General features: G+C 74.2%; 1 pseudogene. It reads right to left on the bottom strand.

The features are described 5' to 3' along the window. Positions 1 to 589, bottom strand: a pseudogene (locus tag A9X03_RS25195) (ATPase); the annotation flags it as partial.

A 589-nucleotide genomic window follows, 5' to 3' on the forward strand; every position in this document is an offset into this window, starting at 1 on the left:
GGCCGGGCCGGACACCAGCACGCCCAGGTTGGCGCCGGCGCCCAGGGTCTTGAGCAGGTGCGGCTCGTCGAGCGCGAGCTTGAGCCATTCGATGAGCTTGGCGGCCTGCGGCTGTGAGCCCTTGAGTTCCTCGAGGACCGTTTCGGGGCTGGCCACGTCGACCAGCTCGGTGGACACGGCCGGGCCGCCGGCCGGCACGCCCTCGCCCCAGGTGACCAGCGAGTTGGGCTGCACGCTGACCGGGCCGAGCGGGTCCACGCCGGTGACGGTCAGCAGCTCCGAGGTCCAACTGATGCCCACCGAGGCCGCCAGCGCGCGGGTGGCGGCCGCCGTCGAGAAGCCCGGGCCCAGATCGCGGGGCAGCAGCGACACGGCGTCGCCGACGGTCAGCACCTTGCCGAGCAGGGCCTGCCGCAGGGTCACCGGCGAAATGGACTGGCTGGCCAGCGACGAGCCGGACAGCGTCACCGACCGGGCGCCGTAGACGGTGACCGCGCCGACGATCACGGCGGTGCCCTCACGCAGCCCGGCGTTGGACAGCGTCACGTCGTCGAGCAGCGCGGTGCCGACCGGGGTGGCCGGCCCGGTC

Source organism: Mycobacterium sp. E1715, assembly GCF_001667625.1.
GTDB lineage: Bacteria > Actinomycetota > Actinomycetes > Mycobacteriales > Mycobacteriaceae > Mycobacterium.